This is a genomic window from Arcicella sp. LKC2W, assembly GCF_034931005.1.
Lineage (GTDB): Bacteria > Bacteroidota > Bacteroidia > Cytophagales > Spirosomataceae > Arcicella.
Map to the genome: position 1 here is coordinate 127,603 of NZ_JAYGIN010000004.1, position 23,358 is coordinate 150,960.

At 36.3% G+C, this 23,358-nt stretch carries 18 protein-coding genes; 9 read left to right on the forward strand and 9 right to left on the reverse strand.

The window, feature by feature from the left end; all coding sequences use genetic code 11:
* Positions 1–47: 47 nt before the first annotated feature.
* Positions 48–2,867: a S8 family serine peptidase gene (locus VB796_RS04095; protein WP_323345239.1), complete on the forward strand. Its 2,820-nt coding sequence runs from the start codon at positions 48–50 to the stop codon at positions 2,865–2,867.
* 56 nt (positions 2,868–2,923) lie between these two features.
* Here the strand turns inward: VB796_RS04095 and VB796_RS04100 are convergent, their stop codons facing one another.
* Entirely contained in the window at positions 2,924–3,391 is a 468-nt protein-coding gene (locus VB796_RS04100; protein WP_323345240.1) for an Lrp/AsnC family transcriptional regulator, read from the reverse strand.
* A gap of 357 nt (positions 3,392–3,748) precedes the next feature.
* Here VB796_RS04100 and metH point away from each other — a divergent pair, with 357 nt between their 5' ends.
* From metH to VB796_RS04115, 3 genes are all read left to right on the forward strand, one after another.
* Positions 3,749–7,621 (forward strand): methionine synthase, encoded by a 3,873-nt coding sequence (gene metH, locus VB796_RS04105; protein ID WP_323345241.1) that lies wholly within the window; start codon positions 3,749–3,751, stop codon positions 7,619–7,621.
* A 161-nt stretch (positions 7,622–7,782) separates the two neighbouring features.
* Positions 7,783–8,079 (forward strand): type II toxin-antitoxin system HigB family toxin, encoded by a 297-nt coding sequence (locus tag VB796_RS04110; RefSeq protein ID WP_323345242.1) that lies wholly within the window; start codon positions 7,783–7,785, stop codon positions 8,077–8,079.
* Between the two features lie 11 nt (positions 8,080–8,090).
* On the forward strand, positions 8,091–8,468 hold the full coding sequence (locus VB796_RS04115; protein WP_323345243.1) for a helix-turn-helix domain-containing protein: 378 nt from the start codon (positions 8,091–8,093) through the stop codon (positions 8,466–8,468).
* 55 nt (positions 8,469–8,523) lie between these two features.
* Here the strand turns inward: VB796_RS04115 and VB796_RS04120 are convergent, their stop codons facing one another.
* The 5 genes from VB796_RS04120 to VB796_RS04140 form a co-directional block, all read right to left on the reverse strand.
* A complete protein-coding gene (locus tag VB796_RS04120) occupies positions 8,524–9,255 on the reverse strand; it encodes a ThuA domain-containing protein (RefSeq protein WP_323345244.1) in 732 nt (243 codons plus the stop codon).
* Positions 9,256–9,494: 239 nt separating this feature from the next.
* Complete coding sequence (locus tag VB796_RS04125; protein WP_323345245.1) at positions 9,495–9,857, reverse strand: transmembrane 220 family protein; 363 nt, start codon at positions 9,855–9,857, stop codon at positions 9,495–9,497.
* A gap of 37 nt (positions 9,858–9,894) precedes the next feature.
* Positions 9,895–10,704, reverse strand: a complete 810-nt coding sequence (locus VB796_RS04130) for a tetratricopeptide repeat protein (protein WP_323345246.1) — start codon at positions 10,702–10,704, stop codon at positions 9,895–9,897.
* 270 nt (positions 10,705–10,974) lie between these two features.
* The gene (locus VB796_RS04135) at positions 10,975–13,755 is read right to left on the reverse strand and encodes an alpha-amylase family glycosyl hydrolase (RefSeq protein ID WP_323345247.1); all 2,781 of its coding nucleotides are present in this window, start codon (positions 13,753–13,755) and stop codon (positions 10,975–10,977) included.
* A gap of 123 nt (positions 13,756–13,878) precedes the next feature.
* Positions 13,879–14,454: a Maf family protein gene (locus VB796_RS04140; RefSeq protein WP_323345248.1), complete on the reverse strand. Its 576-nt coding sequence runs from the start codon at positions 14,452–14,454 to the stop codon at positions 13,879–13,881.
* A gap of 204 nt (positions 14,455–14,658) precedes the next feature.
* Here VB796_RS04140 and VB796_RS04145 point away from each other — a divergent pair, with 204 nt between their 5' ends.
* A complete protein-coding gene (locus VB796_RS04145; RefSeq protein WP_323345249.1) occupies positions 14,659–15,705 on the forward strand; it encodes an SMEK domain-containing protein in 1,047 nt (348 codons plus the stop codon).
* Positions 15,706–15,940: 235 nt separating this feature from the next.
* Here VB796_RS04145 and VB796_RS04150 read toward each other — a convergent pair whose 3' ends face one another.
* Both VB796_RS04150 and VB796_RS04155 read right to left on the reverse strand, forming a co-directional pair.
* Complete coding sequence (locus VB796_RS04150) at positions 15,941–17,311, reverse strand: glycoside hydrolase family 28 protein (RefSeq protein ID WP_323345250.1); 1,371 nt, start codon at positions 17,309–17,311, stop codon at positions 15,941–15,943.
* A gap of 348 nt (positions 17,312–17,659) precedes the next feature.
* Positions 17,660–18,034: a hypothetical protein gene (locus VB796_RS04155; RefSeq protein ID WP_323345251.1), complete on the reverse strand. Its 375-nt coding sequence runs from the start codon at positions 18,032–18,034 to the stop codon at positions 17,660–17,662.
* 315 nt (positions 18,035–18,349) lie between these two features.
* Here VB796_RS04155 and glpK point away from each other — a divergent pair, with 315 nt between their 5' ends.
* The 3 genes from glpK (at position 18,350) to VB796_RS04170 (ending at position 21,053) form a co-directional block, all read left to right on the forward strand.
* On the forward strand, positions 18,350–19,840 hold the full coding sequence (gene glpK / locus VB796_RS04160; RefSeq protein WP_323345252.1) for a glycerol kinase GlpK: 1,491 nt from the start codon (positions 18,350–18,352) through the stop codon (positions 19,838–19,840).
* A 160-nt stretch (positions 19,841–20,000) separates the two neighbouring features.
* Positions 20,001–20,495, forward strand: a complete 495-nt coding sequence (locus VB796_RS04165; protein WP_323345253.1) for a hypothetical protein — start codon at positions 20,001–20,003, stop codon at positions 20,493–20,495.
* 72 nt (positions 20,496–20,567) lie between these two features.
* Entirely contained in the window at positions 20,568–21,053 is a 486-nt protein-coding gene (locus tag VB796_RS04170) for a GAF domain-containing protein (RefSeq protein WP_323345254.1), read from the forward strand.
* Positions 21,054–21,374: 321 nt separating this feature from the next.
* On the opposite strand, the gene VB796_RS04175 is transcribed toward VB796_RS04170, so the two are convergent.
* Positions 21,375–22,076, reverse strand: coding sequence for an MIP/aquaporin family protein (locus VB796_RS04175; protein ID WP_323345255.1), 702 nt, complete (start codon positions 22,074–22,076; stop codon positions 21,375–21,377).
* Between the two features lie 222 nt (positions 22,077–22,298).
* Here VB796_RS04175 and ruvB point away from each other — a divergent pair, with 222 nt between their 5' ends.
* Positions 22,299–23,324 (forward strand): Holliday junction branch migration DNA helicase RuvB, encoded by a 1,026-nt coding sequence (gene ruvB, locus VB796_RS04180; RefSeq protein ID WP_323345256.1) that lies wholly within the window; start codon positions 22,299–22,301, stop codon positions 23,322–23,324.
* Positions 23,325–23,358 lie beyond the last annotated feature (34 nt).

The window sequence follows — 23,358 nt, forward strand, 5'->3', positions numbered from 1 at the left end:
TATAAATTTCTTAGACCATGTTTTTTTCTCATAAAAAATGTAGCTGTTTGTGTTTACTTTTCATGATGTTTTATTGGGGAAATACTCAAATTAAAGCTCAGACTATCAGTAAATTATATATTGATGGTGAAGTATATCTAAAGGTAAAAGCTACACAAGCTAAAACAGGCACTATTGGTACTCAAGTCGTCCCTACACTTTCGGTAAATATTGCTGCTGAGTTACCATTTTTAGCTAAAATGTCAAACAAATACCCCGTTTCAAAAGCGTTACACTCTTTCTATTATTCTAAAAATACTACCCTCAATACCGTTTATCGTATTTCTTTACAAAACCCAGCTCTTATAAAGGATTTCTTGGCTGACGTTGTTAAAGATGCAAGCGTAGAATATGCAGAACCAGTGCCTTTGATGACTGCGATTCATACACCCAATGACCCCAGTTTTTCTACAAGCCAATGGCATTTAAACACTGTTAAAGCTGATTTGGCATGGGATATTTTTCAAGGAAACTCATCTCAAAAAATTAAATTAGCCGTAGTGGATGATGCCGTACAGATAAATCACCCCGATTTAGCGGCAAACTGTATTCAAGGTTGGGACGTTGCCGATAACGATAACGACCCAAGCCCACCAAGCACTGATTATAGTCATGGTACGCACGTTGCTGGAATTGCAGGTGCGGTTACAAACAATGGTATCGGCATTGCTTCATTGGCATATAATGGCGTTCAGATTTTACCCGTAAAATCTACAAATTCTGGCGGTGGCTCAATTACGCATGCTTACGAAGGTTTGGCTTGGGCTGCCAACAATGGAGCTAAAATCATCAGTATGTCATGGGGAGGCGGAGGTGCATCCGTAACAGCTCAAAATCTCATCAATGATGCCTACAACCGAGGTATTTTATTAGTAGCTGCGGCTGGTAATAGTGCCTCAAATGGAAGAAATTATCCTGCTGCTTACGACAATGTATTATCAGTTGCCAGTACCACAAGAGGTGATATTGCAAGTTCTTTTACTTCTTTCGGAACATGGGTTGATATTGCAGCACCTGGTTCTGAAATTTATAGTTCAGTACCTTTTGGTGGTTATGCTACTTATAGTGGAACTTCAATGGCAACTCCTTTAGTATCAAGTTTAGCAGCATACATTTGGTCTAAAGTACCAAGCTATACGCCAGCTCAAGTAGAAGCACTCATAAAAGCATCAGCAGATAATATTGATGGATTAAATCCAAATTATTCAGGACAATTAGGGGCAGGACGCATCAATGCACAACGAGCAATTCAAATGGCGTGTCCTGATAATCCAGGAGATATTCCATTAAATGTAAGCGGTAATGTAACCCTTTGTAATGGTTCTTCTTACACTCTTTCAGTAAGAAGAATTGCCAATGTAACCTATACTTGGTACAAAAATGATATTGCTCAAACAGCAACTGACACATTTCTTACCGTAAACAGTAGTGGAATATATTACGTAAAAGCGACACGAAGTACCTGTCAAAGTTCATCAAATACCGTTAATTTTCAATTCTATGACACCCCATCTCCAGCACTGGTAAGTACAAGTGATACAACTACTTGTTTAGGCAAGCGAATTCCTCAGGGTAAAGGAGTTAAAGCAGTTCCAAACAATTGTGGTCTAAGAAATACGCCAACAACATTCACTTATGGAGGAGGCTCAGTAGGATATGATGGAGGTAACAGTAGTGGAGCTAACCCCTCTGTTTATGTTTCAGGAATTAGTGCCAATACTGGTGGATTAAAAGTGAGTATCACTTGGAGAAAGCAAGATGGAGGCGGAGCTTACGATTGTGCTACGCCAGCATCGGGTTGTTCTTATAATAGTGAAACGCAATTTAGTTTGAGAAGTCCATCAGGACGAGAAATTGTACTTGTCAATGGTGGTACATATCAAGGATGTTTAGACCCTGGCGTGGTTACAACTGTTTTTGAGGATAGTGGATTAATAATTCCTGTTGGAGCAACTCAAAGTAGTGGAACATTTAGTCCAAGCACACCCTTATCCACACTTGCCAACGAACTTTCGGAAGGTACATGGACTTTAGTACCAACGGATTTAGCTGGAGCTGACCCATTATGTGTATCAGGATTTTCATTAACATTTACAGATATAAAAGAAACCATATCTTGGTGGTCTGCTCCCACAGGTGGAAGTTTGTTGGGTAGAGGAAATATTCTTACCCCAACAGATACTTTAGTGGGCAACTATACTTATTATGCAGAAGGTTTATGTCCAAACTCCTGCCCAAGCCCAAGATTAGCTGCCAATTTTTCAATTACCACAGGAACCATTCCACTCAACTACGCATTCGATATTAATTTAGGAAATAGTATTAGTACACTAAATGAACAATTTAATACGCAATCAATAACGATTGGTGGTGCTCATCCAATTACCCCACCCATCTCAGTTTGTAATAATACAAATTTGGTATTAGCAGCCACAAACTGCGGAACGAAACTAACCAAATGGACTACTGGAGAAACTGGTGTAGTGATTTATAAAACATTTAACAACACTACAACAAATACCATTCAATCATATTGTTTAGAAACTGCAACAGGTTGCCAAACAGCACTTTCAAGTCCAATTACGGTATTTGTTGAACCAACAAATCTCACGGTAAATAATGAAATATTAGAAAACAGAAAAGCAACTTACCGTGCTACCCAAACCGTTGAAGGAACAAGTCTATTAAAAAATACTGCTGAAATAGATTTTAAAGCAGGTGGAAAAGTAGATTTAACCCCTGGATTTAATACAGAACGAGGAGCAAATTTTAATGCAGCAACAGGCAATTGCCCCAATAATAATACGTCAATTATTACAAATAAATAGAGATTATTATTGATTAAAATATAAAAAACGTCGGTGAGAATTATCACCGACGTTTTTTATATCCCCACCAAAGCAGTCTCATGCTTAATTTCTGACATTACAAAAATTGAATGTGTACTACCAATATTTTCTAAAGAAGCCAATTTATTCATCAAAAAAGCCTGATATTCTCTCATATCATGAACAATAATTTTGAGCATAAAATCATAATCTCCCGAAATATTATAGCACTCTTGCACTTCATCCAATCGTACAATTTCTTGCACAAACCTCGCTCCTGCTTCTTGAGCGTGTTCTTTTAGACGAATACTACAAAAAACCATTAAATCTTTCAGCACTTTTTCTCTATCAACCAAAGCCACATATTTTTTGATAACCCCATCTTTCTCTAACCTACGGACACGCTCATACACAGGCGTGGGTGATAAATTTAGGCGTGAAGCCAATTCTTTTGTCGTCAGCAAAGCATCTTGTTGTAAATGTCTAAGAATTTCTTTGTCGGTTGGGTCAATTTTAATTGCCATATTTTAGAAGATAATTTATCGTTTCGTTGAAAAAAATCGCAAATATTTAGTTAATAATATCTGATATTTTCATTTAGTAAGGTAAATATATCTATTTTTTCAAAACAAAGTAAATTATTTATCTTAAATGGATAATTTTGTAAAGTTAAATCAATTGTAAATTGATTGTGGACGAGATAGACAACTAATTTTTGATTATTTTTGTACTTTACTAAGACAGTATAATTATCCTACGAATATTTTGATAGAGAAAACCCTTTATTAAACTCTCAAAGAGATAGTAATTTATAAAATACATTACCATTATTTCAAGCCTTTGTGCCTCCGTGCCTTTGTCGGCTTGAGCCTTTAAAGAAGATGAATAGACCAAATATAAAAGAAGTTTTAAAAAATCGAATTCTTGTACTTGACGGAGCAATGGGTTCGTTAATTCAAGAATATAAATTATCTGATGCCGATTATCGTGGCGAGAAATTCAAGGATTTCCCGCACGAGGTAAAAGGTAATAACGATATGCTTTCGATAACTCGCCCTGATGTTATCAAGGAAATTCATGCTAAATACTTTGAAGCAGGTGCAGATATTGCTGAAACTAACACATTTTCAGGCACTTCCATAGCTATGGCAGATTACCACATGGAAGAATATGTGTATGAATTGAACTACGAATCTGCAAAAATTGCCCGTGAAGTAGCCGATGAATTTACCGCTAAAAATACTGCGGGCGGCGTTCCGCAAAAACCACGTTATGTTGCAGGTTCAATAGGACCAACCAATAGAACTTTATCATTATCTCCAGACGTAAACGACCCAGGTTTCAGAGCCGTTACCTTTGATGAATTAGTTGATGCTTATTACGAACAAATTCAAGGTTTGATGGATGGTGGTGCTGATTTATTATTGGTTGAAACCATTTTTGATACCTTAAATGCCAAAGCGGCACTTTTTGCTATTGATTTATACCAAAAAGATAGAGCAGAAGGAACAATTAGACCGCTTCAAAGTACGTCTATTCCAAAGCAAACTAAATTCCCAAGCGGAACGCCGCCCGTCCCCAATTCCCCAGTAACCAATATCCCAATTATGGTTTCTGGAACGATTACGGATGCTTCGGGACGTACCCTTTCTGGACAAACGACAGAGGCATTTTTGACATCTGTTTCTCATTTAGATTTATTATCTGTTGGCTTAAACTGTGCTTTAGGAGCAGATTTAATGCGTCCTTATGTACAAATTTTAGCCAAAGAATCCCCCTTTTTAGTATCGGCTCACCCCAATGCAGGTTTGCCAAACGAAATGGGAGAATACGACCAAACGCCTTCTGAAATGGGCGTTATCGTAGAAGATTTCTTACAACATGGCTTCATGAATATTATCGGAGGTTGTTGTGGAACTACGCCTGCTCACATTGCAGAAATTGCCAAAGTTGCCGCAAAATATCCACCGAGAGTTATTCCAACATTAGAGCCAATTCAGAAATTATCAGGACTTGAGCCTCTAAATATTACCAAAGAAACCAATTACGTAAACATCGGAGAACGTTGTAATGTAACAGGTTCAAAGAAATTTGCTCGTTTGATTCGTGAAAATAAATACGAAGAAGCCATTGCCGTAGCTCGTGAACAAGTAGATGGCGGTGCAATGGTCATTGACGTAAACTTGGACGAAGGAATGATTGATGGTGTAGAAGCCATGAAGACATTTTTGAATTTGTTGATGGCTGAACCAGACATTGCCAAATTGCCAATCATGGTCGATTCTTCAAAATGGGAAGTGATTGAAGCTGGCTTGAAATGTGTACAAGGAAAGTCAATTGTAAACTCAATTTCATTAAAAGAAGGTGAACAAAAATTCATTGAATCGGCAGAAAAAGTAAAACGTTACGGAGCAAGTACCGTAGTCATGGCGTTCGACGAAGACGGTCAGGCGGATTCTTATGAAAGACGTATCGAAATCTGTAAAAGAGCGTATGATATTTTGGTAGACAAAGTGTATTTTCCTCCGCAAGACATCATTTTTGACCCAAATATCCTAACTGTTGCCACAGGTATTGAAGAACATAACAACTATGCCGTTGATTTTATCAATGCTACCCGTTGGATAAAAGAAAATCTACCTTATGCCAAAGTGTCGGGTGGGGTTTCCAATATTTCTTTCTCTTTCCGTGGAAATGAACCAGTTCGAGAGGCAATGCACACCGTATTTTTGTACCACGCCATCAAAGCAGGTATGGATATGGGTATTGTGAATGCAGCTCAATTAGGCGTTTATGACGACATTCCAAAGGATATGTTAGAACTTTGCGAAGACGTTTTATTGAACCGCAGAGAAGATTCAACAGAGCGTTTGGTAACATTTGCCGAAACCGTAAAATCGAAAGGAAAAGAAATAGTTGTTGATAATGCTTGGAGAAATCAGCCAGTCGGAAAACGCTTAGAACACGCCTTAATTAAAGGATTGACTGAATTTATTGATGCCGACGTAGAAGAAGCTCGCCAGCAATATGATAAACCTCTACACGTAATTGAAGGGCCTTTAATGGACGGAATGAACGTAGTTGGTGATTTATTTGGAGCAGGTAAAATGTTCTTGCCACAAGTAGTAAAATCGGCAAGGGTAATGAAAAAAGCCGTAGCTTATTTATTGCCATTTATTGAGGAAGAAAAAACTCGTTCTTTAGATGCAGGCGAAGCTCAAAGTGCAACAGGAGGTGGTAAAATCCTTTTGGCAACGGTAAAAGGCGACGTTCATGATATTGGTAAAAACATCGTTGGTGTTGTTTTGGGCTGTAATAATTATGAAATTATTGATTTGGGCGTAATGGTTCAAACCGAAAAAATTCTTGCCGCCGCCCGTGAACATAAAGTTGATATCATAGGACTTTCGGGTTTGATTACGCCTTCGTTAGATGAAATGGTTGGTGTGGCAAAAGAAATGGAACGTCAAGGTTTTACTGTACCATTACTAATCGGTGGAGCAACCACTTCACGTATTCACACGGCAGTAAAAATTGACCCACATTATTCTGGCCCCGTTATTCACGTATTGGATGCGTCGAAAAGTGTACCAGTGGCTGGTCGTTTGATGCAAAGTGAACAAACAAAAGAGGAAATTTTTGATGAAATTAAATCTTCTTACGCTCAATTACGCATAGACCACGCAAGTCGCCAGAAAGATAAAAATTATGCTCCAATTGAAAAGGCTCGTGAAAACGCTCCAAAAATTGATTGGGCTAATTTCCAATCAACCAAGCCACAATTCTTAGGGAATAAATACTTTATGGATTATGATTTGGCGGAGATTGCCAAATATATCGACTGGACTCCATTCTTCTCAACTTGGCAATTATCGGGTAAATATCCAAAGATTTTTGACAATGAAGTAGTTGGAGCAGAAGCTAAGAAGTTGTTTGATGATGCCAATGTATTATTAAAGGAAATCATTGATAATAAACTACTTACGGCTCGTGCGGTGGTTGGATTTTATCCTGCAAATGCCATTGGTGATGATATTACTCTTCACAATTTCGAGGAAATCATCAAAGAAGTTCCTTGCGAAAAACATGGTGTTCATAAGCATATAAGCTATAATGTGTTGAAAGATAAAAACGTAAATAAGCTTACTCTGCATCATTTACGCCAACAAGGACAAAAAGCAGCCAATGTAGCCAATTATTGTTTGTCTGATTTTATCGCTCCCGAAACAACAGGTAAAGAAGATTATATTGGAGCATTTGCCGTTACCGCAGGAATTGGCATTGAAGCACTCATTGAAAAATACGACCGTGACCATGATGATTACAATTCAATTATGGTCAAAGCCCTTGCCGACCGTTTGGCAGAAGCCTTTGCTGAATTGATGCACGAGCGTACTCGTAAAGAATTCTGGGGATATGCAACAGATGAAAATGCAACTCCCGAAGATTTAATTTCTGAAAAATACCAAGGAATTCGTCCAGCACCAGGTTATCCAGCGTGTCCAGACCATACCGAAAAGAAAGCACTTTTTGAATTATTACAAGCAGAAGAAAAATTAGGAATTCAATTGACAGAAAGCTTTGCAATGTACCCAGCGAGTTCAGTGAGTGGCTGGTATTTTTCAAATCCAGAAAGTAAGTATTTCCCAATCGGAAAGATTGCTAAAGACCAAGTAGTTGACTATGCAGCCCGAAAAGGTATGAGCATGGAATTGACGGAGAAATGGTTAGCTCCTGTTTTGAATTATGATTAGGAGGTTAGGTTTATAAACGACAAAGGGCAACGAAATTCGTTGCCCTTTGTCGTTATATCTAATAATATCATAATTAAAACTTGTATTAAATAAATATAATTACCAATATTGTATACTACTTACCAAATTGGTAATTATAAAATAGATTTCACTATTAATTAATGAGAGTAATTACAAAAGGAACTTTGAGAGATTTTTGGGAAACTTATCCAGACTCAGAACAGGAATTAAAATATTGGTATGATAAAATGAAAAATGCCGATTATGAAACGCCTAATGAAGTAATTGAAGACAACCCGAAAACAGATACAGTTGGGAATAATAGAATCGTTTTCAACATTTGTCACAATAAATATAGGCTCATTGCTCTGTTCAGATATAAACTACAAATCGTTTTTATCAGATTTATTGGCACACACAAAGAGTATGATAAAATAGAAAATATTAAAGATATTTAATTCATCAAAATATGAAAACATTATTAGAAATTAAATCTTCTCTAAAACCTATAAAAGGTAAAGAAGAATATAAAGAATATTTGACAATTATTGATAGTTTAATTGATTGTCAGGAAGATAGCCCTGAAGAAGAAGTATTAGAATTGGTATCTATTTTGGTAGAAAGTTACGAAACTAAGCATTTCCTAATTGAAGCACCAGACCCAATAGAAGCCATTAAAATAAGAATGGAAGAAGAGGGATTAAAGAAAAAAGATTTAGCACAATATTTTGGAAGTGCCAGTAGAGTTTCAGAAGTTTTAAATCGAAAAAGACCTCTTACACTTGATATGATGAGAAAAATCCATCGAGGCTTAGGTATTTCTGCGAATACTTTATTGGCAATATAAATGACAAAAGGCAACGAAATTCGTTGCCTTTTGTCATTTAATGATTGTTCTAATCCTACAAACCCTTCCCAGTAGCTGCCCAATAAATACCTCCGTAAATATGGTCTAAGAAAGTTTGGTCTGAATAGGTCAATGGAATATGTCCAAGTGCTGTATAAAAGGCACGTCCACCATCGTAATTATGATACCATGAAATTGGATGATTACCCATTCCTTTTCCTTCATTATCTCCCCATTTAGTAGCAGGATTGTATGTTTTTTCATCTACTGACACTAAAACCTTTAAGTCATTGGCATTAGCAGGCGTTTTAAATTCATACCATTCGTCTGTCCAAAGGAATTTCTTTGGAAAACGCTCCATTCCTGGGAAATTACTGTCTTCTACTTTTAGATATGCCGTTTGTTGACTTGGGTGAATTTTAAAATACATCCCTACCAATTTTCCGTACCATGCCCAATCATATTCTGTATCAGATGCCGAGTGAATTCCTACATATCCTTTCCCAGATTTAATAAACTTCTCAAAAGCAGCTTGTTGTTCTTCATTTAAAATATTACCTGTTGTGTTCAAAAAGATAACGGCTTGATATTTTTCTAAGCCTTTATCACTGAAAACAGTAGCATTTTCTTGCCAATCTACACTAAAACTATGACGATTTGCTAATTGCTTTATTGCCGTTACACCTTCATGAATAGACTCATGATGAAAGCCATCTGTTTTGGTAAATAGTAAAACTTTGAATTGTTGAGCATACGTCATGCTTGACATTAGTGACAGGGTAAGCATTAACATTATGCTTTTTACAAAAGGTATTTTCATTATAAAAATTGGATTGAGATTGAATAATTGATTTGGTTGAATAAATATTTTATAAACCTATTTAAAATCTAAATTACAAATTCACCATCATTAGTTATCATGGTATGTAAGGAAATTTCAGAATAAGGACACAATTTTAGGCATAAAAAAGCCTTTCTATAAACCTATAACTATTTATAAAAAGGCTACAATTATTATACTCAGTATTAATTTTTACTTTTCGCAAATTTATCTATCTCCCAACAAATCATAAAAGCAATTGTTCCAATCCATAGTCCACAGGCTTCACGAGCAAGTTCTTGATTTATGGTTTTCATAGACAACCCTCCACCTTCTGAGAAAAAACCTTCCCATGAAGTCATCATGTTCCATGAATTCATACCTCCTGCAAAAGAAAGCACAATTAAAACTAACAACATCTCTGGATTAGCCTTTCCTTGATACGTTCTAAAAGTAGCATAGGCGGCAATTAAATAAATTGGAATCCAAAGAATTGGGTCAGGGTCGTTGTACTGCCAACCTGCAAAAAGTAAAAAAATAAGGGTAAAAAATAGGGCGATATATTTCATTTGATTTTTTTTAAAACGATGCGTAAATATAATAAAATCACTTACAAAAACTATCCATTGCTGCTTTTGCATCAGGATAACCTAAACGATTTGCAGTTTTTAAACTCATACAAGCTTCATCACTTTTGTTCATCTTTTGCTGAACAATTCCTAATGCGTAATATGCTTTGGCAAATTGTGGGTCAATTTTTACGGCACTCACAAAGTCATTAGTGGCATTCTCAAAATTGCCCATTTGGAAATAAATATTACCTCTGTTATATAAAGCATTTGTTTCTTTTGGGTTCAATTTGATGGCTTTTTCAAAATCATTTAATGCTTCTGGAACTTTGATTAAAGCCGCATAAACAATTCCTCTCTTGATATAAATCTCGGCAGTATCTGGCTGAATTTCAGCGGCTTTACCACAATCCATCAATGCCCCTTCCCAATCAGATTTTTCCATTTTCACCGATGCACGGTTAAAGTATGGCTTATAGTCTTTTGGCTCAAGTTTGATGGCTTGTTCATAGTCTAACAAAGCACTGTTATAATCTTTCAACTCAAAATTTGCAGCACCACGCATATTAAATGCCTTCGCATTTTCGGGGTCTTTGTCGATAGCTTGATTCAAATATTCTACGGCTTCTTTGGCTTTTCCTTTTTGCAATTGTTCTTTTGCTTTCTCTAAAAATGCGTCAGATGAACCCGTACAAGCAGTAAAAAGTAAACAGTAAATAGTAGGCAGTAAAATAGATTTTAAGCCATTTTTTGTGTTTTTCATACTGTCAATGATTTTTATGGGATGTCCCAAACCAATAACACTATCCACAACTTTTAAGGTATTTCTATAAAAAAGAACAAACATTTTGATTGTATTTGATTAAAAATTAAAAAATATTTAAAATAAATTATTGTCTATAAACTACTGATAATAAAAAGCTTAATGATAATTTCAGCATCATGATGCGTATTTTTTTTCAAGTGGGTTTTGTAACCTCAATAAAATCCACCATCTTTGTGACGGCAAATTACCAGCTCCCTCCGAATCCCCCAGGTCTTGATCGAAGCAAGGGTAGGCAGGTTGTAGCGGTGAATTTGCCTTTTTTTTTTGCCCAAACGATTCTGGAGAATCGTTTTACAACTTCACAAATTTCTTCACAAATCGTTTTTCTCCTTGTTCAGCATTGATAAAATATGTTCCTTTTGGTAATTTTTGAACATCCAAAGAATATGTTTTTTGTCCTCCCTTAACTTCGTTTTCAAGCAAAGCTTTTCCTGCTAAATCATTTATTTTTAAAGCAAAAGTCCCTTTCGATAATTCGGGGATTTCGATGTAAATGAAATCATTACTCGGATTTGGATATAATTTCATCCCTTCTGCCATTTCATTCTCAGTCGCTAAAATTGTTGCATCTAATGCTTTCCAAGGCACTAAATTAGCTTCTGGTTTTGGCAAGGGTGTTGAAGTATAAATATGAAATTCGCCTGCTTTCAAGTTGAAACGAGTGTTTACATCGGTTATTTCAGTAATTGTTCCTGTAAAGAAATCATACCATTTACCTGTTTTCGGAAAAATATTAGCAACTAAATTATCCTTAACATCTAAATTGGCGATGGAAATGAAGTTATTATTTGAACCATTTAAACTCACTTTTTTTACCATACCTGCTACGTCCAACTGAAAATCTGTTGTTTTGGCAACTTCCAAATTAGTCTTGATTTTTATTAATTCAGCAAACACTTTGTATAATTTCAAACGGTCTGCATCTTGGAAGTATTCCCAACGAATAGGCTTTCGTCCTGTTCTACCATTTTGGTCAATCGACACATCATAGCCTAATTCTCCAAATTGCCAAATCATTTTAGGGCCTGGAATCGTTAAGAAGGTCGCAGCGGAAGCTTTTACACGCTCCAATACAGTTGGCAATGAAAATGCTTCTCTCCCATTTTTTAGTCCGTCATAGACCATTCTTTCTTCATCGTGACTTTCCATATAACCAACCGCCGCTGGACTTTTGAAACCTCTTGCCTTATAAGAATAACGGCTAAAATCAGAAGCATATCCTTTTACGGCATTTTTGGCATCGTCATTTTGATTTGCCCAAACCATCATGCCCATGTCTGTGAGGGTCTGTTCTTCTTGGTCTTCCGAAAATAATTCCAAAATTACGTAAGCATCTTTATCATAGCTTCTTATTTTGTCATAATATTCCTTCCAAATATTAACCCGACCTTGGTCATAAAGTCTGAAAAAATTATCGTTAGTGCTTTGTCTCTGTGTAAAACCTTTGGCTAAGTCAAAACGGTAACCGTCAATTTTATATTCTTTTAGCCAAAATTCATTAGCACGATTTACATAGTCTTTGGTAGCTTGACTTTCATGGTTGAAGTCAAAAAAAACACTAAATGGATGCGTTGCTTGTTGATTAAAGAAAGGTGAGTCAGTTGAAGGTTTTGCACCGTCCCAATACATTTTCACATAAGGAAATTCATAGTCAGCTTGATTATAAACTACGTCTAAAACTACCGCAATACCATTTTCGTGACAAACGTCTATAAATTTCTTCAAATCATCTTTTGTTCCGTAAGCCTTATCGGGAGCTAAGAAATAGGTTGGATTGTATCCCCAAGAGTCATTATTTGAAAATTCCGAAATGGGCATCAATTCAATACAATTCACCCCTAAATTTTTGAAATAAGAAATACGGTCAATGGCATTTTTATACGAACCATCTTTATCAAAATCACGAATATGTAATTCATAAACGACTAAATTACGCTGAGCAGGACGTTTGAAATTGGTAATCTTCCAAGAATAAAGCGTTTGCCCCGTCTGAAAAACCGAGGCAATAGATTTTACCGTTGCAGGCAAAACCTTGAGATTTGGATAAGTAGTTGACGAAATTTTACTGTCATTATCGGGGTCAAGAATTTTCTCACAATAAGGGTCACCAACGGCTAATGTTCCATTGATTAAGTATTGAAACGCATATTCTTGAGCTTTCATAAGTCCATCAATATCAACCCAATAACGATTTCCGTCGGGAGTCCGTTTCATTAAAAACTTAGCGTCGGGAAGCCAATCACTAAAATCTCCGATGGCATAAACAAAGTCTTTTTTCGGAGCAAAAAGTACCAAAGTAACTTTTGTATCCGAAATATAATTGATACCGTCCTGAACGCCCGTCGGCAAGGCTGCAATGGTTGGGGTAGGCTTCACGTTTACTGTAAAATCATTAGTGGCTGTTTCAGTGGTCGTTGTAGCAGTAATTTTAACATTTTGGGTCGCTCCTGCTACTGAACTAACCGTAAAATTATATCGTAAAGAATCCTTATTGGTTATCTTACTAACAGAAATATTATTGACTGTCAGTTCTATATCTGCCTTTTGAGAAGCAACTGCCAATACTGAAATTGAGCTTCCTGCTTCTACATAAAAGGTTTTTTCATTGGGTGTAATAACCGCAATACTCAGTTTATTGTCGTATAAAGTCACAAATAAATCTTCCGTTTGAGATTTTCCATCTCCACTTTTCAATAAAACGCCAAGTCTTTTAATGGGTACATTGGCAGGAACGCCGTAATAATCTCGTGGTTTTAATTTTATACTCCATTTATCATTCCCGAGTGCTGTCATTTTCCCTTTTTCGTAAGGAATAGCAAAGTTACTTTGTCCAGTAGGCTGAAATTGAAAAGCATCGCCCGTAGTGGTTGAGCCTGCTCCCGACCATAAATAGACATCATCTTTTTTGCCAAGAAGACCTTTTGCACGGGCATCTTTGGCAAGTGTAAGGTCAAAAATCAACGTAATTTCTTGGTCAGCAGTCGGGAAAACAGGGTCAGTCGTAACGACTTGCCCAAAAATGGGTAGCCAACTCGTCCACAAAGTGGCGAATAAAAATATAATTTTCTTCATCTTGTTTATAAAAATTTGGTTAATGGAAAACGAAGATAAGGAAAATTACACGCATTATTTGTGGCAAAAATATGATAAAGAGCCACGAAAAACTTAGCATCTTTATGCCTTTATGACAAAAAACTAAACAAAATATTTACTCAAAGCCTGATATACTTTATGAACAGGCAAGCCCATCACGGTAAAATACGAACCTTCCATGCGTGGAATACCCACCATTCCGATAAAATCTTGAACGCCGTAAGAACCCGCTTTATCGAAAGGACGGCAATTTTCGATATAATAATCAATTTCCCAATCGCTTAATTCACGGAAAAAAACCTCCGCAACGTCAATGAAACTTTCGGTACTTTCCTCAGTCATTACGCAAACGCCTGTGATGACTTGATGCTGTCTTCCCGATAATTTTCTCAACATCTCCCTTGCTTCTGACGCATCTTTTGGCTTATTTAGGATGTCTTTATCAATAACAACAATGGTATCAGCCGTTAAAATTATCTGATTTCCAAGCTCTTCCCGAAAAGCTTCTGCTTTTTTACGAGCCAAGAAAGCGGGTACTTCATCGACTGGCATAGTTTTAGGGAAATCTTCATTAGTGTCTTTAACTTTTACGGTAAATTCAAAGCCTGCATCACGCAATAATTGTTGTCGGCGAGGCGAATTAGAAGCTAAAAGAAGTGATTTATTCAGTTTAAGCATTATTTGGGGGAGTTCTATCGTTTAATGATTATAAGTAAGAATAACAAATTAATTAATAATATTAAATATTGTCATCATGACGTAGGGGCGTATCGCATACGCCCAAAAAGTCGAGATGTGGGCGTATGCGATACGCCCCTACACAATATCAATTTATTTATTCCAAATACTTAGTATTAATTTAAATGAGAATATTCAAACCATATGACAAGAGGTATACTAATAGGCGAAATAATTGACAATTTAAGCAACCTTAATAATCAAATAACATTCAGATGTTCATTAGGTTTTACAGACCTGAATAAAGTCAGTGAAGATTTCTTTGCTAAACTCCTGAATCAAATTTATTCATACAATCTCGTAAACTTGAATGTAACCCGTAGTAACGAACCAGGACTTGACATTGGAGATGAGATAAATGCTGTAGCTTATCAAGTAACATCTCAGGCTGACAGTTCCAAAATAAATGACACCTTAGGGAAAATAACAGAAAAGCAAGGAGAAAAATTTAGGCAAATCAAAATATTAATTATTGGAGAAAAGCAAAAGTCGTATACTGCAATAAAATCAGATTTAATAACCAAATTTCAATATACTAAATCAGAAAAATCTGAACCTGAGAATTTTATTGATTTCAATATTGTTGACACTAAAGACCTTCTCCGTGATATGATAACTTTAGATTTTAAACAAATTCACAAAATCTATGAGTTTATCAAGAATGAAATTCAAAATGTCATAATCGAATTAGAAATACCAAGAACTGACGGAACTTATCCAACTTCTCTTTTAACTTATCGAGAAATAAGACCCGAAACAAAAGCGATAAATGCAAGAAAGATTTTAGACAATTCTGATTTTTCAAGTCTTACGTTGAATAAAATAAATACTTATTTTGATGAGCTTGCTTCTGTAACCAGAATAACAAGGGAAATCTATTATTTCATAATTGACGAGGGAGAGTTTCAAGATGACACTTTCAGCATTTATTATGATGAAGCCATTAGAAAAATAAACATTCCCAATAAAAGATTAGAACAAGAAATAAATATCTTATCAAGAAGAAAACTAATTTTCGACATTGACGAAGAAGAACCCATACTTACTTTAAAAGTAAATGAAGAAATTGGATTGATGCTATCGGAAATGAAAACAAACATGGACTTAAATAAAATAATCGTAAACTTAGACTTTACAAAACTTGACAATTACCTCGCTGACCCTGATTTGCAATCAGGGTCGTCTGGTTAAGCGTCTTTGACGCACTTATTTTGCGTATCTGAGTCTCAATGGCAGTCGTCGTTTTGAACGACGACTGCAGTAAAAAAAGCATCAAATCTTTCAAGTTATTATAAGTGATAACCCAATAAAGTATCAGTAAAATATTTCTTCCAAAATGACATTTAAGATTTCGGACAAGACCAATTAAAAATCTGGGTGAGCTGGAACTTTCACTGCTGAAGTGTGTGAAGATAATGTTCAGAAACTACTTTATCTCCTTAAAATTTACTACGTTTTCATGAATATGCTTTTTCTCAAATACCGAATCTGCAACAACATTTTTAAGTGAAATATTATTAACCACTAATTCTTTTTGTCCCAATATTCTTGAAATAAATTTGACTTTTGTAGCTTTCAAATTCTTTAAATATATTCCTTGAATGGGTGTTAATCGACGTTCATAGGTTGGTACTAAATTTCTCCATTGATATAAAACATCTGTTTCAATTCCCAGTATTCCAAGGTCAATTTTCCCTGATGTTATATTATTGATATGAATATTTTTCACGAAACCACCCATACGTTCATTGGTTTTGATAAATACTAAATGGTTCAATTTAGCTCCATCTACCACATGACAATTATTCATATACACATTTTCAATTCCACCCGACAATTCGCTCCCTAAAGCCACCAATTGATGTCCATTTTTAACGGTACAGTTACGAATCACAATATTTTTTGATGGTACTTTTATTCTCCAACCTTCCTGATTCCTTCCAGATTTTATAGCAATGGCATCATCTCCTTGGTCGAAAATACAATTTTCAATCAGGAGGTTTTGAGTCATTTCAGGGTCAACTCCGTCATTGTTATGTCCATGTGCATATACTTTAATGTTTCTAATCACAACGTTTTTACATAAATACGGATGAATCGTCCAAAAAGGGCTATTCGTTATAGAAACACCTTCTAACAAAATATTTTCTGAACGATTGAACTGAATAAAATGTGGACGTAGATTTGCGGTATCATTAACCATTTGACGTTCAATCACAGGAACATTTTTTGCAGACAAATTATAGAGCCTTTTCAAACTTTCCATGTGTGGTTTTGGGCGTGTAAACCACTTTTTCCAAGTTTCCATTTCAGCCTTAATTTCTCCTTGTCCCGTTATCGCAATATTCTTGCATTGATAAGCATATATTAAAGGTGAATAATTGTAACATTCCATTCCCTCCCAAGTAGTATGTACAGCAGGCAAATAGTCGGAAGGCGTTTCTGAAAAACTCAAGATTGCCCCTTTTTCTAAATGTAAATTTACATTGCTTTTAAAATGAATTTTACTGACTTTCCACTCTCCTGCGGGTATCACAACTGTGCCACCACCTATTTGATTTGCTTTGGTGATAGCTTGGTCAATAGCTTGGGCATTTTTTTGTTTATTATCTGCCAATGCTCCAAATTCAGTAATTACAAATTTTGGGCATTTACTAAAATTAGGAATTTTAATTTTAGACATCTTGAAGGGAGCTTGTACAGAAACATACTCAAACGACAAGTTTTCATTTTTATCTTTAAAGGAAAGACAAAAAATCATTACGAGAGATAAGAAATAAATCGTATTTTTTTTCATAAAATATGCAGGAAATTTTGAATTTTAAAAGAGTCTCCTGACCATTAAAGAAAAAGGATGACGTTTTCACAATCTACTTATTTTCTGAAATCTTGAAAAATAGGTTCTTAAGCAAACAGCAATCCTAAAACACTCAAAGTGCTTATTATCAGTCAGATAAAATAAAGAATAATCAGCAAGAATCAGTATAATACGTTCAATCAGTGGGTTATCGTTTGTCTTGTGACAAACCCTTTATCGTTCCGTAAATTATTGGTACTTAACTGATAATTTTTGAGAATATATTTAACATAAAAGTCCCTTGTTTTGGCATAAACCACTACAAGGGACTTTTATATTAACTTAAACTTAAGATAACATACTCGAAAATTTATCTTTATCGAAATAAATCGCTAAAACTGATAACACAATCCAAACAATAGCATCAGTCGCTTTTCCGTCGATAAAAGTATGAAAAGCAAAAATATTAACGACAATAGGTACAATAATGCACAAACCAATTGCACGTGTACGAGGAATAAATAAAAGTACCGCACCAACTACTTCCAATACTTTTACAAATTTCATATAACCAGAATTCATCATCAAAGCCATATATTTTGCAGAATCGCTATCGGGGTTTTCTGGAGATGGTATCGGGAAAAAATGTAAGAAAAAGTTTAGTCCAAAAACTAAAAAGGCTACCGCCAAAAGATAAGCAGGAATTTGTTTAACAATGTTCATGAAAAGGGATGTTTAATAGTTAAAATGTTTATTAGGAATGATATTATGAAAAACTGAAGACGTAAAAAATCATAAAAAAGTTCATGATTTCCACCTATTTACATACACAATATCATTCCAATCAACAACTCTCTCAACTGGTGCAAGTGTTAAGCGTAGCGTCACTTGTACCTAAAATGTATTCAGTTTAAAACTGAACAAAAATCGTATAATTCCTAAGTTTAGCCTCATTTTGCAACAACTTATCTTCATAAATTATCTTGCCTTAATGATATTTTATATCTTTACGAATCTATCAATCAAAAACTAAGATTCATGTACATCGGCTCAATTGACCAAGGCACAACCAGCACTCGTTTTATTATTTTTGACAAACAAGGAAATCAAATTTCAGTCGGACAAAAGGAACACGCTCAAATTTATCCACAGGCAGGTTGGGTAGAACACGATACCGACGAAATTTGGCAAAATACCCAAGAAGTTATCGGTTTGGCAATGGGAAAAGCCAATCTTTCGGTCAGTGATATTGCCGCTGTGGGCATTACCAATCAAAGAGAAACTACCGTAGTTTGGAATCGTCATACAGGAAAACCATATTACAATGCACTCGTTTGGCAAGATACTCGTGTCGGAAATATGGTAGCAGAATTAGCCAAAAATGGCGGAGCAGACCGTTTTAGGGCTTCAACGGGTTTACCTTTAGCAACTTATTTTAGCGGTCTAAAAATCGTTTGGCTTTTAGAAAATGTAGAAGGTTTACGTGCCGATGCAGAAAAAGGTGATGCCATTTTCGGAAATATGGACACATTTATCATTTGGCATTTGACGGGGGGAATTGAAGGTGGAATCCACATTACGGACGTAACCAACGCCAGCCGTACCCAATTAATGGATTTAAAAACGCTTGCTTGGGACGATGAAATTCTCTCAACGCTCAACATTCCAAAAACGATGTTGCCCGAAATAAAATCAAGTAGCGAAATTTACGGAATGGCTCGTGGTGTACTCGCAGGCGTACCCGTTGCGGGCGACTTGGGCGACCAACAAGCGGCTTTGGTTGGTCAAACCTGTTTTGCCCCTGGCGAAGCCAAAAATACTTACGGAACGGGTTGTTTTATGTTGATGAATACAGGAACAAAGATTACGCCTTCCAATTTTGGCTTGCTCACAACCGTTGCTTATCAATTTGGTAATGAGCCTGTTAACTATGCATTGGAAGGTTCGGTTGCCATTACGGGAGCTTTGGTTCAATGGCTTCGGGACAATTTGGGACTCATCGAAAAGAGTTCGGATATTGAGACTTTAGCCAATTCCGTAGAAGATAACGGCGGATGTTATTTTGTCCCTGCTTTTTCGGGTTTATACGCTCCGTATTGGAAAGCCGATGCTCGTGGTGTTATTGTAGGTTTAACTCGCTACGTCAACAAAGCACACATTGCCAGAGCCGCTTTAGAAGCAACTGCTTTCCAAACTTTAGAGGTTTTGGAAGCGATGGAAAAGGATTCAGAAATTGAAATTTCATCCTTGCGAGTTGATGGTGGAATGGTGGTTAATGAGACATTAATGCAGTTTCAATCAGACATGGTGGAAGTACCAGTCGTTTGTCCTGCCATGATTGAAACCACCGCTTTAGGTGCTGCCTACGCCGCAGGTTTGGCAGTTGGATATTGGAAAGATTTAGAAGATTTAAAACAAAATTGGGGCATCGCTCACACATGGAAGCCCAATATGGAAGCCGAAAAACGCAATAAATTATATCATTACTGGAAAAAAGCCGTAGCCCGTAGCTTTGACTGGGAGGAGTAGGTAATTGTGAATTAGTGATTGAGTGAATTAGTGATTATTAACGTCCGATAATCACTAATTCACAATTCACTAAATCACTAAATGAACGAAATCACTAAATAAAAATCGAACTATCAGCGTCTTTTTGGCGTTAAATCTAAACCAATTAAAATCAAGAAATATGTTAATTCCTTTCGATAAAATGCCCGATTATGCTCGTGTTTGGGTATATCAAGCTAATAAAAATTTGACCGAAGTTGAGGTAAATTATATTCAACAAAACCTTGAAAACCAAGTCAATCAATGGGCGGCTCATGGAGCGGCTTTAGTAGGTTCGGTACAGGTTTTACATAACCGTTTTGTTATTGTAGCGGTTGATGAAATGCACAATCAGGCTTCTGGATGTTCAATTGATGCCTCCACTCGTTGGCTCAAAGATTTAGGGGTAGAAATGAACATTGACTTCTTCGACCGTTCAATTGCTTTTGTTAATAATGACCAAATTCAGACAGTTGAAATGTTGAAAATCAAGTCTTTAGTAGCAGAAGAAATATTAACTCCCGATACGCTGATTTTCAATAATTTGGTTCCCAATATTGGCGAGTTCAAAAATGCTTGGCAAATTTCAGCCGCCAATTCTTGGATGAAGCGATATTTTCAAACAGCAACGGTTTAGAGATTTGAAAGTCGATGTTTGATGTTCAGACAAAACCACTAAATCACAATTCACCAACTCACTAAATAAATAATGGCAGAAAGTTTATTTATTCCATCAACAACCAGCAGACAAGAAATTTATGATAGTTTAGTTCCTCAAATCAAAGCTTTGACCGACGGTGAAAGCGATTTGACGGCTAATCTTGCCAATATATCCGCCGCACTGAAAGAGGCTTTTGGGTTCTTTTGGGTCGGGTTTTATTTAAAAAAGGAAAATCAATTAGTTTTAGGCCCTTTTCAAGGACCAATTGCCTGTACCAGAATTAACTTCAATAAAGGTGTTTGCGGACATTGTTACATGACCAAAGAAGTAGTAATTGTGCCAGACGTCGAGGCTTTTCCAGGGCATATTGCTTGTTCGTCAGCTTCAAAATCTGAAATAGTATTACCTGCTTTTGACAAAAATGGAGAAGTTTTTTTAATTCTTGATGTAGATTCTGACCAATTAAACGATTTCTCAAAAGTTGATGCCGAAGGGCTTATGAAAGTAATTCGGATTGTAGAGGGTTTGGTTTAAAAGAAATATTATTTTTTGAATTGTAGAATTGTAGAGACAAGGCACTGCCTTGTCTTTTGCACTGCCTTGTCTTTTGTGCACAATTGTAACCAAAATAAAAAGATAAGGTAGTGCCTTGTCTCTACCTCTATATCATATTCAAAATCAAGACACCACCTTGTCTTTTTCTTTTATACACAATTATAACCAAAATAAAAAGACAAGGCAATGCCTTGTCTCTACCTCTATATCATATTCAAAATCAAGACACCACCTTGTCTTTTTATTTTATACACAATTGTAACCAAAATAAAAAGACAAGGCAGTGCCTTGTCTCTACCTCTATATCATATTCAAAATCAACGCTCCAACTGCCGCACCTGCAACAGGCCCAGCCACAGGAATCCATGAATAAGACCAATCTGATGAACCTTTTCCTGCAATTGGCAAGATGGCGTGCATAATTCGAGGGCCTAAATCACGGACTGGATTGATAGCATAACCCGTTGTGCCACCCAATGATAAACCTGCTGCCCATACCAAAATACCAACGACAAATGGCCCAAGACCTGTTTCGATTGAGCCAAACGAACCAAGAGCAATAATTAATAATGCCGTTGCCAAAAACTCAGATATAAAATTGGGGACTGCACTTCGCACGGCAGGAGCAGTACAATAACAAGCCAATTTCAAACCTTTATCTTCTGTAATTGCCCAATGTGGCAAATAATGTAGCCAAACCAAAGTTGAACCCAACATTGCACCCAATAATTGAGCCAAAATAAAACTTCCTGCATTACTCCAATCGCCTGATTTAATGGCTTCAGCTACCGTCACGGCAGGATTTAAGTGTGCCGCAGGACTGCCAAATTTTGTAGAAACAAAAATACCCATTGTTACAGCAAATGCCCAACCCGCCGTAATAACTATCCAGCCTCCGCCCTCTCCTTTTGACCCTTTGAGTAATACGTTTGCAACAACGCCGTTACCGAGATAAATTAAAACTGCTGTTCCGACGAATTCGCCTAAAAATGTTGATGTCATGTTTTAAATAATATGAATAGTTTTGTGGGAAGATTTAATTGTACAAATTAAAGGAAAATTTTGATAATTTCAGTAAAGAGATTTTTGCATTCATACCAGAACTTAAACTTAGCTTTCAGCATTGCCTAAATATCCGTATTTTTGGGTATTATAATGCTATTGGCTTTAGACACTAAGCACTAAGCAAAAACTTTAAAACATATAGCGAAAAGCTCATTCACCATGCGAGAAGACTATTTGAAAGGCGATAACGAAACCCTTTCTTCCGTTGAAAAAGAAATTGAAAAAGCATTACGTCCATTATCATTTAATGATTTTGCAGGACAAGATAAAATATTAGAAAACCTAAAAGTCTTTGTAACGGCAGCACGCCAACGTGAAGAGGCTCTCGACCACGTACTGTTGCACGGCCCTCCAGGTTTAGGAAAAACCACTTTGTCTAATATCGTTGCCAATGAATTAAAGGCAAATATCAAAATTACGTCAGGGCCAGTGTTGGATAAACCTTCTGATTTGGCAGGATTACTTACCAATCTTCAACCTCATGATGTGCTTTTTATTGACGAAATCCACCGATTGAACCCAATTGTTGAGGAATATTTGTATTCGGCAATGGAGGATTATAAGATTGATATTCTATTGGATTCAGGGCCAAATGCACGCAGTGTACAAATTTCTTTAAACCCTTTTACGCTTATCGGAGCAACTACTCGTGCGGGAATGCTTACCTCTCCGTTACGGGCGAGATTTGGGATTAATTGTCGTTTGGAATATTACGATGCTAAATTATTGACATCAATCGTAAAGCGTTCTTGTGAAATCTTGAACACGCCAATCGACGATGCAGGAGCTTATGAAATAGCCCGAAGAAGTAGAGGTACACCCCGTATTGCCAACAATTTATTAAGAAGAACTCGTGATTTTGCCCAAGTGAAAGGAGATGGACGAATTACTGTAGAAATTGCAGAAATGGCTCTTTTGGCATTGGATGTTGATAAAAATGGTTTGGATGAAATGGATATTCGTATCTTAACGACCATCGTTGAGAAGTTCAAAGGTGGCCCAGTTGGACTTTCAACTATTGCCACTGCTTGTGGCGAAGAAGCTGAAACGATTGAAGAAGTTTACGAACCGTTTTTGATTCAAGAAGGATTTTTGAAGCGTACTTCTCGTGGACGTGAAGCCACCGAAAGAGCTTATGTTCATTTGGGAGTTGTTCCAAAATATCGAGCAGGAGAGTTGTTTTAACTATTTTGATGTTAGTTTTTCGAGCATAGGATGC

What these genes read in the sequence shown, in the direction of transcription:
- VB796_RS04165 (WP_323345253.1), top strand. Translation starts at nt 20,001, where the DNA reads ATGTTAATTCCTTTCGATAAAATGCCCGATTATGCTCGTGTTTGGGTA.
- VB796_RS04100 (WP_323345240.1), bottom strand. Translation starts at nt 3,391, where the DNA reads ATGGCAATTAAAATTGACCCAACCGACAAAGAAATTCTTAGACATTTA.
- VB796_RS04175 (WP_323345255.1), bottom strand. Translation starts at nt 22,076, where the DNA reads ATGACATCAACATTTTTAGGCGAATTCGTCGGAACAGCAGTTTTAATT.
- VB796_RS04115 (WP_323345243.1), top strand. Translation starts at nt 8,091, where the DNA reads ATGAAAACATTATTAGAAATTAAATCTTCTCTAAAACCTATAAAAGGT.
- VB796_RS04155 (WP_323345251.1), bottom strand. Translation starts at nt 18,034, where the DNA reads ATGAACATTGTTAAACAAATTCCTGCTTATCTTTTGGCGGTAGCCTTT.
- ruvB (WP_323345256.1), top strand. Translation starts at nt 22,299, where the DNA reads ATGCGAGAAGACTATTTGAAAGGCGATAACGAAACCCTTTCTTCCGTT.
- VB796_RS04140 (WP_323345248.1), bottom strand. Translation starts at nt 14,454, where the DNA reads ATGCTTAAACTGAATAAATCACTTCTTTTAGCTTCTAATTCGCCTCGC.
- VB796_RS04120 (WP_323345244.1), bottom strand. Translation starts at nt 9,255, where the DNA reads ATGCTTACCCTGTCACTAATGTCAAGCATGACGTATGCTCAACAATTC.
- VB796_RS04110 (WP_323345242.1), top strand. Translation starts at nt 7,783, where the DNA reads ATGAGAGTAATTACAAAAGGAACTTTGAGAGATTTTTGGGAAACTTAT.
- VB796_RS04150 (WP_323345250.1), bottom strand. Translation starts at nt 17,311, where the DNA reads ATGAAAAAAAATACGATTTATTTCTTATCTCTCGTAATGATTTTTTGT.
- metH (WP_323345241.1), top strand. Translation starts at nt 3,749, where the DNA reads ATGAATAGACCAAATATAAAAGAAGTTTTAAAAAATCGAATTCTTGTA.
- VB796_RS04170 (WP_323345254.1), top strand. Translation starts at nt 20,568, where the DNA reads ATGGCAGAAAGTTTATTTATTCCATCAACAACCAGCAGACAAGAAATT.
- VB796_RS04135 (WP_323345247.1), bottom strand. Translation starts at nt 13,755, where the DNA reads ATGAAGAAAATTATATTTTTATTCGCCACTTTGTGGACGAGTTGGCTA.
- VB796_RS04130 (WP_323345246.1), bottom strand. Translation starts at nt 10,704, where the DNA reads ATGTTTGTTCTTTTTTATAGAAATACCTTAAAAGTTGTGGATAGTGTT.
- VB796_RS04145 (WP_323345249.1), top strand. Translation starts at nt 14,659, where the DNA reads ATGACAAGAGGTATACTAATAGGCGAAATAATTGACAATTTAAGCAAC.
- glpK (WP_323345252.1), top strand. Translation starts at nt 18,350, where the DNA reads ATGTACATCGGCTCAATTGACCAAGGCACAACCAGCACTCGTTTTATT.
- VB796_RS04125 (WP_323345245.1), bottom strand. Translation starts at nt 9,857, where the DNA reads ATGAAATATATCGCCCTATTTTTTACCCTTATTTTTTTACTTTTTGCA.